Origin of the sequence: Parafrankia sp. Ea1.12, assembly GCF_900465275.1 — a bacterium.
Classification (GTDB): Bacteria; Actinomycetota; Actinomycetes; order Frankiales; family Frankiaceae; genus Parafrankia; species Parafrankia soli.
The window spans coordinates 17,921-26,942 of sequence record NZ_UBIZ01000255.1 but is presented as its reverse complement, the minus strand read 5'-3'; the positions used below and the strand labels follow the sequence as shown (position 1 = coordinate 26,942).

The window sequence follows — 9,022 nt, the reverse complement described above, 5'->3', positions numbered from 1 at the left end:
TTTGGGTGTCCCGTGCGGGATATGGTCACCTGTATGTGCGCTGCGACAGCTGCGGCCATGCGCAAGGGGGGAAATGTAACCCTCAGTGCCCTGGCTGACGAACTCGGTTCTGTTTCCGTGATTCTTGAGTGGGCTACTGAGGAGGGTCAGTCGCTCGACGCGGATGTAAGTGTGCTCCTGCTTGGGGATGACGGAAAGGTACGATCGAACGACGACTTGGTCTTTTACAACCAGCCATCTGGCGCTGGCGGTGCTGTCAGGCTCCGAGGTAAGACTTCGAACAACGAAGAAGACCACACGGCCTTCACGGACGTCGTTGACATTGACATGGACAACGTTCCTGACAGTGTCGAACGGGTAGTTCTTTCTGCCAGTCTGGACGCCGGCGCCGGGGACGGATTTGGTTGTCTGAACTATCTGCGGCTTCGGCTGCTCCGAGGATCCGACGCGGCGGAGCTACTTAGATTCGATGTCACGGACGCTTCGACCGAGACCGCTTTTGTGCTCGGAGAAGTCTACCGTCGCAGTGGGCAGTGGAAATTCCGTGCGATTGGCCAGGGGTATGACACGGGCTTGTCAACCCTGGTTACCGAATATGGAGTCGAAGTCGGTCCTGACGACGCCGATGGCACGGCGACCGAGCAGGCTGAGACCGCAACGGAGTCTCCAGACACAGACAGCGCCACGGCTCCTGAAAGCGCAGCCGCCACGGCTCCGACGGAGGCAGCCAGTCCGCCAGTTCGCAGCCGGGAGCGGCGCACTCAGACGGTCACAACGACGAAGCGCAGGACTGCGCGGAAGCTGTCAGCTTCCAAGGCCCGACGGCCGGCTGCTGGAGAAGGAGAAACGAGCTGGCATCCGGCGAGGCTGTTCCCGGTTGCCGGTATCGGTGGGGCAGCCGAACAGGAACGACGCGCCACGTCAGCATTGCTCGCGGTTGTGGGGTCTGTGCGAGAGTTCGGTCGTGCGATTACGACCCGATTCGGCGCGCCTGCTGGCCAGATCGAGACATATATCGAAGTCCCGTTCAACCGTGGGGACGATCCATATGTACCTGACGGGCTGATTCGTGTCAGGCGTGGGCAGCGTACCTGGACAGCACTCGTCGAGGTGAAGACAGGTGTAGGGGAACTTCGTGCGGACCAGATCGAAGCGTATCTCGACATAGCCCGCGAGCAGCGATTCGACGCCGTCATCACGATTTCAAACCTGATCACCGCGCCAGATGAGCGCCATCCCGTCGCGATCGACGGACGGAAGACGAAGAAGGTCGGTGTCTACCATATCTCCTGGGCGGAGGTACGCTTCCGTTGTCAACTTCTCATCGAAAACAGTTCCGTGGCGGACGCTACTCAGGAGTACATCCTCGGTGAGTTTCTCCGCTACCTCGACCATGCGAGATCCGGCGCCGCGTCATTCGACGACATGGGTTCCAGCTGGGTGGCGGTGAGGGATAGTGTGTCAGCGGGCACTCTACGACCCACCGACAAGGGCCTGCCTTCTACCGTCGAACGTTTCGACCAGCTGGCCCACTATCTGTGCCTACATCTGGGCGGACTGCTGGGGACCGAGGTCTTCCTTCAGATAAATCGGCGAATCGACGCGGCGCAAAGACGGCAGGCGTTGGCTGATGAGCTGTGCCAGAAGGGCTCGATATCCGCGACGCTGCGGATCCCTGGCGCTGTCGGCCCCGTAGGAATTTCCGCCGACCTGCGATCGGGGCGGGTGGTCTGTTCAATCAGCGTCGATGCTCCTCGTCAGGGACGTCAACTCACTCGCGTGAAGTGGGTTACGCGGCAGTTGGCGGATGCGAACGGGAACCTGCGTGTCGAATCTTTCGAGCAGGGGTCGCGGGAGTCCGCCCGAGCGGAGCTTCTCGCGTTGGTGCGCCAGAAGCCGGAAATTCTGGTTCCTGAGGCCGGGCGTGAAGTCCGAGCGTTCCGTATTTCGCTCAGCGCTCCTCTTGGCTCGAAGCGTGGCGTCGGAAAGGGAACATTTGTGACCTCTGTAGTCGACGCGCTGGAAAAATTCTACGAAGAGGTGGTGCAGAACCTGAGGGAATGGCGAGTATCCGGCGAGGCCTCATCGGAAGCGGATGGTGCGTTGGCTGAGATTTCCTAGGTCTCATCGAGATTAACTCTGGGTGTTTTCGGCTGAATATTTGAAACGTTCGGCCGAACTTCTCCCGGTGGATTCGACCGCTTCCGGCGATTGGGAGATGACGCTGGAGGCCGTGGCCGATGAACGGGAACGGCCGATGAACGTGGGGGGCTCAGCGTAGCCGGCGTGCGCGTAGTACCAGGTCGTCGACGTGGTGTGCGCCGGCTCCGCTGTCGGGTGCGACGCGTGGCCGCTGCTCGTTGAGCTCCACCTCCCAGCCGTCGTCGAGCAGTGCGGCGACCATCGCGGGCCAGACGTAGTCGGCCGGGTCGAATCCGCTGTCGTGCACCGGATGGGTGTCCATTCCCGCGTGGTGCACGAGCAGGAGCAGGCCGCCGGGGGCGACGGCGGCGAGCAGTGCTCGTTCGGCCGCGGCGTCAGGGGTGCGTAGCAGGGCCGGGTACTGCGCGGAGACCAGGTCGAAGGACGCCGGCGGGAGAGCGGCCTCGGTCAGTTCGGCGTGGACCCATCGGACGGCGACGCCGGCGTCCCGCGCGTGCCCGGCCGCCCGCTCCAGTGCCAGGCCGGAGACCTCGAGCGCGGTCACGTCCCAGCCGCCGCGCGCGAGCCAGACTGCGTCCGCGCCCTCGCCGCAGCCGACGTCGAGCACCCGCCCGGGCGTGAGCGCGGCGACCTCGGCCACGAGCGCGCCGTTGGGCTGGCCGCTCCACAGCTGCTCTCGTTCGGAGTACCGCTTGTCCCACTCCGCCTGCACTGCCGGGTCTCCGACGTATCCGTCGAGAGCAGAGCGGGTGTCGGACGCGGGTGAGCCTGTCGCGAGGTCGTCGATCATTGGGCCACTCTTGCCCAGGATGTGCCCAGCCACCAAATTTGTTTGCTGATTTGGCAAACAGATACTCGGGTCTGGCGCTGGCTGTCAGGTCCTCGACCCCACGGACGTCCAGGTGACGCCGCTGTGCTCGACCCCTCCGGTCGGGTCGGCGAGGACGGCATCGACCTCGCCGCTGAACAGGCCCGAGGCCGACCAACCGCTGTCCCCGAGCACCGTGAGGATCTTACCGGGTGCGGAGAAGCGGCGGAAGGCCCCCGTCGACACCGGTCCGCGGGTGAGCGCCGGCGCCCCTCTCCGCAGGGCCGCCGGCGCTATCCGCCGGCCGCGGGGCCGGTGCCGAGGGTACGCCAGAGGAACTCGTAGATCAGGGCTGATTTGTGGGCAAGCTGCTCGTTGTCGGCGGCGCCGCTGTGACCGCCTTCGATGTTCTCGTAGTAGCGGACGTCGTAGCCGAGTTCGCGCAGCCGCGCGACCATCTTGCGGGCGTGCCCGGGGTGGACGCGGTCGTCGCGGGTTGACGTGGTGATGAACGTCGGCGGGTAGCGACGGCCGGGCCGGACATTCTGGTACGGCGAGTATTCCTTGATGAACGCCCAGTCGGCTGGATCGTCAGGGTCGCCGTACTCGGCCATCCACGAGGCTCCGGCCAGCAGCAGGTGGTAGCGGCGCATGTCAAGCAGCGGCACCGAGCAGACGACGGCTCCGAACAGCTCCGGGTAGCGGGTGAGCATGACGCCCATGAGCAGCCCGCCGTTGGAACCGCCCTCGATGCCGAGCTGGGCCGGCGTCGTGATCCCCCGGCCGACGAGGTCGCCGGCCACGGCGGCGAAATCCTCGTAGGCACGCAGCCGGTTCTCGCGGATGGCTGACTGATGCCAGTCCGGGCCGTATTCGCCGCCACCGCGGATGTTGGCGACGACATAGGTGCCGCCGCGCGCCAGCCAGGCCCGGCCGACAGTACCGCTGTAGCTGGGGGTGAGCGAGACCTCGAAGCCGCCGTACCCGTAGAGCAGCGTCGGCCCGGGTTTTCCGGTACCGACGACGAAATAGGGGACGCGGGTACCGTCGTCGGACACGGCGAAATACTGGCTGACGGTGCGACCGTCGGTCGGGAAGAACGCCGGGGCCTGCTTGAGGATCTCGGGTTCCACGCCGATCTCGCCGCGGTACAAGGTCGCTGGCTGGGTGTAGCCGCTGGCACCGAGGTAGTACTCGTCGTCGACGTCGGGGTTGGTGTCGCTGATGTAGGCGGAGCCGGTGTCCGGGAGGTCGGCCAGCGGCGCCCTCGTCCAGCCCGAGGCCGTCGGCGTGAGCACGGTGAACTGGCTTTTCACGTCCCGCAAAGTGGCGACGATGAGATGATTGCGAGTCCACGCGTGGTACGCGAGCGAGGTGTTCTTGTCCGGCTCGAAGAGGAGCTCGAGCTCTCGTCGTCCGGCGAGAAATGCTTCGAAGTTGGCGGCGAGCAGGGCGCCCGCCGGATAGACCTTCTCGTCGACAACCCACTCCGACCGGGTGGTGATGAGCAGCCACTCCCGGTGAACCGAGGTGTGCGCGTCGTCCGGGACGTCGATGCGGACCAGCCCCGTCGGGATACGCAGGAACGTCTCGGTGTGGTAGAAGTCGATGCTTCGGTCGACGAAGTCGCGCACGAAACCCTCGGTCGGGTCGTGGTAGGCGTCGACCGAGACGTCATCCACCTCGCCCTCGAAGACTGTGACGGCATCGTCGAGCGGAGTGCCGCGCCGCCATTCCCGGATCACGCGGGGGTAGCCGGAAGTGGTCAACGATCCTTCGCCGAAATCGGTACCGACATAGATCCGGTCCTCATCGATCCAACCGACCGAGCTTTTGGCTTCGGGCAGGAAGAAGCCATCCTCCACGAAGGACTTGGTGACCAGGTCGAACTCACGGATGACGGAGGCGTCCGCGCCGCCACGGGACAGCTCGACCAGAGCCAGCCGGTATTCGGGTCGCAGCACCCGCGCGCCGTGCCACACCCAGTTCTCGCCCTCGCGGGCGGCGAGCGCGTCGACGTCGAGCACGACCTCCCAGTCCGGGGCGGCATCGCGATACGACGCCAGCGAGGTGCGTCGCCACAGGCCACGCGGATGACCCGCGTCGCGCCAGAAGTTGTAGAGGTACTCGCCCCTGGTGACCGGGTAGGGAATCTGGTCATCCGAGTCGAGCACCTCGCGGATCTCCGCGCGCAGCCCGGCGAACTCGGCGGACTGGGTGAGCTCTGCGAACGTCTCGGCGTTGTGTTCCCTCACCCAGGCGAGGGCGGCCTCCCCGGCGACGTCCTCGAGCCAGCAGTGCGGATCATCGTCGGCCATCCCTCAAGTCTGCCTGATCACGGGGCACAGTTCGGTGGGCCCGACGGCACTCCACACCGCGGGGCGCCAGGTGCCGCAACCGCAGCGCGGTCGGCGCAGGTCTGATCGTCACGGTGCGTGTACCACGACGGAGCGGCCCGATCTGGTTGAACGGGTCTTGAGCGGCCCCACTCATCGCCGCACGGAATCGGGAGGCGGCGCCGCCTCGAAGTCCGGCTCGCGGGGGCTCCCCCGCTCCATGACGGTGCGCTCGGGAATCCGGAAGCCGAACCGCTCGTACAGCGTGTGGGCGTCCTTGGTGTGCAGCAGCCATTCGAACTCGACCCCGGGACCGTCCTCGATCATGGTCGTGACCAGGGCCTTCCCTAGCCCGTGGCCACGGGCGCTACCGGTCACCACCACGTCGGCGAGGTAGGCGAACGAGACGCCGTCGGAGATCGCCCTGGCGAAGCCGACCTGCCGACCGGTTGCCACCTCGTAAGCACCGACAACCCGCCAGGCACTGTCCAGCTGCGCCTCGACATGCGAGCGCTCGCGCCACAGATCCCAGTAGACCTCGGTCGACAGGGCGGCCCACACCGCGTCGCGGTCGATCCGCTCGGGGTCGTCGTCGATCTCGAATCCGGCCGGCACATCCATGACCGCGAGACTGCCAGTTCCCGGGCCGAGAGCGCACCTCATTTCCGGCGAGACCGTATTCCGCGAGGCCGTCGTCCCGCTGCCAGCCGAGCTCGACTGGCGTGGTCGGCGTCTCCGACCCGACCGACGCTCGGGCGCTGAACAGCCAGCAGGCCGCGGTGAAGCGGACCTCGGCGCCGTGCACGTACCCGCCGAACGCGGTGCGTACGGTGTCGACGAAATGAAAACAGCGGCTCCATCCAAATAGATGAAACCGCTGGTAGCTACGGGTGCGCCGCGACTTGAACCCCGAACCCGCGGATTAAGAGAAGCGGGCGCTTCGTCCACGGACGTCCACCGACGTCTACCTGGTCGGTACAACCTGGGCTTCAGCGCCGGTCCGTGCCCGCCGGTGTCCACTGACGTCCGTCTGCTCGGGTACAGCGGTGGGTACACCGGTGCCCGGCCGACGTGAGCCGAGACCTGATGCCAGGCTCCTTGGCTGCGGGGTCGTTCGAGATCTCCTGCGGCGTCCGCGTCCATCCGCCAAGTCCACAAAGAGTTCCACCAGTGGATCTAGTGGGTCGACTGCCGCCCACGGCCGTATCCTGTGCTCTGTGGGCGCCTTGCGAGACGAGTTGCACCGGCTGATCGACCGGCTGCCCGAGTCCCAGGTGGCACCGGTCCTGGCTCTCCTCCGAGAGCGCACCCCAACCGTGGACGGAAGCGACGAGTGGCCGTTGCCGGAGTTCGTCGGCACCCTGTCCAGCGGCAAAGGCGACCTCGCAGCCCGTTCCAGTCAGCTGTCGTCCGCCTCGAGGAGGTTGCCGTGACGCCAGACGTAGATCGTCACCGGAGGGTGACGATGAGCGAACTGCGTCGTCGTCGCGCGGACGTCTACGCGATCGCGCGACGCTACGGTGTGAGCAACATCCGTGTCTTCGGCTCCGTCGCCCGCGCCGAAGCAGACGACGCGAGCGACGTCGACCTCCTTGTCGATCTCGCTCCAGGACGAGGTCTGTTCGATCTGGGTGGCTTCATCAGCGACACCGAGGCGACGCTCAATGTCCACGTCGACGTCACGACAGTCGCTGGGCTACGACCCCGGCTCCGTCCGCGGGTCCTGGCCGAGGCCGTCGCACTGTGAGGTCCGACGATGAGCGCCTCCGCGATATCGTCGAACATGCGGAACTGATCAGCGCGCACCTCCCCGCCTCACGCGAGGAACTCGACAAGGACGTTGTTCTGTCCGCTGCTCTGATCAGATGGGTAGGAATAATCGGGGAAGCCGCAGCGCGGCTGTCGGACTCCTTCCGCACACACCACCCCGAGGTGCCCTGGGCTGCGATCGCCGGCATGCGCAACCATCTCGTACACGGCTACTTCTCGGTGGACACGGACCTGTTGTGGACCGCGGTCACCGTCGAGATCCCCGGGCTTGCTGTCACCGTAGAATCCTGGCTGGGCGACTGACTCGAGCAGCTCTTCCGGCGGCGCTTCCCTCGCAGCCTTCCTCGGATCTGGCCCGCCGGCCCAGCACTGACCCCGCGCAAGGGACAACCGTGATGGGGTACGAAAAATACGCTCACGGCTGTTCGCAAAGTGCGGGACGATCTCGAAAGAATCGAGATAATTGATCTTGTGAAAGGCGCCCTGACCAGGGCTTACGGGTGCGCCGCCAGGGACTTGAACCCCGAACCCGCGGCTTAAGAGATCATCGGATGCTTGTTCGTGGACGTCCGCCGACGTCCACTTGTGCAGGTCACACACGGTCCGGATTCCGTGGACGTCCACGCTCGTCCGTCGTCGTCCGCCGACTTGGCTGCCAGCCTGGCTGCCGCACCCTCCCACGCGTTGACCCTCAGCAGAACGACTCGAAGCCCAGAAGCTGCTCATCGCCACGGCGCCACACCACGGCCGCGTAGGTGAGGTCCTGGTCGTCGCCCCGCGCGCCGTACTGACCCGGAGTCTCGAAATGGTGCCGCATCTGCTCCCAACGACGCACCGCGTCGTCCCGAGTGAGCCACTGCAAGGGGCGCCCGAAACCGTGGAGCAGGACAACCCGCGCATCGGCAAGGCACCGCTCCACCTCGTCGACATCGGCCCACTGACCGGTGGCATGGCGCCACTCCCGCCCCTCGTCATCCCACAGCCGGTCGCCAAGCACCCGATTCCGCGACGGTCGGTTCCCCACCGCCCCACAGTGGCAGCCCGACCAGCCAAGCAACAGCCAACTGGCTCAGTTGACTTGACACCTTCCGGTCGACGGCCGGGAGGAGGGGCGCTGCCCTCCGCATCGTCGGACACTCCCGCGGGCGTCAGTGGTTAACACTTGTCCAATTTTTGACAACTGTATACCATCGCGACGTGCTGTCCGAGCCCTCGCGGGAACCCCGCCCCCGAGACCGGAGGGTGCTGCGCTCACGTTCAGCCCTGTTCGCGGCAGCGGTGCGCCTGGTGACCGAGCGCGGCACGACGGCCGTCTCGGCCACCGAGCTTGCCGAGGCCGCGAACGTCAGCCGGCAGCTGGTCTACCTGCAGTTCGGTGATCGCGAGTCGCTTCTTGTAGAAGCTGCGGTCGATTTGGTCAGACGGGAACTTTTTCCGCAGCTCGAGGACCACACCGAGGCCGGCCGGACGCGGGCGGTGGCGGCGGCACGACATTTCGCGCGGCACCGGTCGTTCTACCGTGCGATGTTGACCGGATCGTGCGCGTTCGCCATGACCAGTGCGCTGAACAGCTTGTTCAACCCATTCCAAAGACCGGCCGTGCGGACGCTGTTCGGCGAGCTGGGCGAGGACATGGTTGTGGACCTGGCGGCGTTTTTCACGGGTGGGACGGGCGCGGTCATCAACGACTGGTTGATCGACGGCGAGGACCCCCTCGATCCCGAGGAGCTGACGGACCGACTGCTCCGTCTCATGTCGGTCTTCGCACGGCTCCATCAGGTCGAAGCGGACGGAGATCGCGTTCGATGAACCGGCCGGCCGCTCGTCCAGCGCGACCAGAAGGTATTCCAAGACCCCGCACACCCCGCCGCGGGGATCCTGCCTGTCCGGCAATCGAATTGGCTCCAGGCCCGTTTAGTTGGCCCGGCAGTGGGGTCAACCGGTC

The 9,022-nt window shown here is 65.9% G+C and carries 9 protein-coding genes and 1 pseudogene; 4 read left to right on the top strand and 6 right to left on the bottom strand.

The features are described from left to right. Window positions 1-21: 21 nt before the first annotated feature. The gene (locus FMEAI12_RS11155) at window positions 22-2,121 is read left to right on the top strand and encodes a TerD family protein (protein WP_112105952.1); all 2,100 of its coding nucleotides are present in this window, start codon (window positions 22-24) and stop codon (window positions 2,119-2,121) included. Window positions 2,122-2,272: 151 nt separating this feature from the next. Here the strand turns inward: FMEAI12_RS11155 and FMEAI12_RS11150 are convergent, their stop codons facing one another. The 5 genes and pseudogenes from FMEAI12_RS11150 to FMEAI12_RS39835 form a co-directional block, all read right to left on the bottom strand. Further along, on the bottom strand, window positions 2,273-2,953 hold the full coding sequence (locus FMEAI12_RS11150) for a bifunctional 2-polyprenyl-6-hydroxyphenol methylase/3-demethylubiquinol 3-O-methyltransferase UbiG (RefSeq protein WP_112105951.1): 681 nt from the start codon (window positions 2,951-2,953) through the stop codon (window positions 2,273-2,275). Window positions 2,954-3,037: 84 nt separating this feature from the next. Beyond that, window positions 3,038-3,217 carry a hypothetical protein gene (locus FMEAI12_RS11145; RefSeq protein ID WP_112105950.1) on the bottom strand — a complete coding sequence of 60 codons (180 nt, stop codon included), beginning with the start codon at window positions 3,215-3,217 and terminating at the stop codon, window positions 3,038-3,040. A 47-nt stretch (window positions 3,218-3,264) separates the two neighbouring features. Continuing rightward, on the bottom strand, window positions 3,265-5,289 hold the full coding sequence (locus FMEAI12_RS11140) for a prolyl oligopeptidase family protein (protein WP_112105949.1): 2,025 nt from the start codon (window positions 5,287-5,289) through the stop codon (window positions 3,265-3,267). A 171-nt stretch (window positions 5,290-5,460) separates the two neighbouring features. Then, entirely contained in the window at window positions 5,461-5,928 is a 468-nt protein-coding gene (locus tag FMEAI12_RS11135) for a GNAT family N-acetyltransferase (RefSeq protein WP_112105948.1), read from the bottom strand. Between the two features lie 127 nt (window positions 5,929-6,055). Then, window positions 6,056-6,145: pseudogene (locus FMEAI12_RS39835) on the bottom strand (SAM-dependent methyltransferase); the annotation flags it as partial. A 627-nt stretch (window positions 6,146-6,772) separates the two neighbouring features. Here FMEAI12_RS39835 and FMEAI12_RS11120 point away from each other — a divergent pair. Further along, entirely contained in the window at window positions 6,773-7,054 is a 282-nt protein-coding gene (locus FMEAI12_RS11120) for a nucleotidyltransferase family protein (protein ID WP_112105947.1), read from the top strand. Further along, complete coding sequence (locus FMEAI12_RS11115; RefSeq protein WP_112105946.1) at window positions 7,051-7,380, top strand: DUF86 domain-containing protein; 330 nt, start codon at window positions 7,051-7,053, stop codon at window positions 7,378-7,380. Before FMEAI12_RS11120 ends, FMEAI12_RS11115 begins: the two co-directional genes overlap by 4 nt. A gap of 388 nt (window positions 7,381-7,768) precedes the next feature. Here FMEAI12_RS11115 and FMEAI12_RS11110 read toward each other — a convergent pair whose 3' ends face one another. Then, complete coding sequence (locus FMEAI12_RS11110; RefSeq protein WP_112105945.1) at window positions 7,769-8,074, bottom strand: hypothetical protein; 306 nt, start codon at window positions 8,072-8,074, stop codon at window positions 7,769-7,771. Between the two features lie 245 nt (window positions 8,075-8,319). On the opposite strand from FMEAI12_RS11110, the gene FMEAI12_RS11105 reads away from it, so the two are divergent. Next, window positions 8,320-8,886, top strand: coding sequence for a TetR/AcrR family transcriptional regulator (locus FMEAI12_RS11105; RefSeq protein WP_112105944.1), 567 nt, complete (start codon window positions 8,320-8,322; stop codon window positions 8,884-8,886). Window positions 8,887-9,022 lie beyond the last annotated feature (136 nt).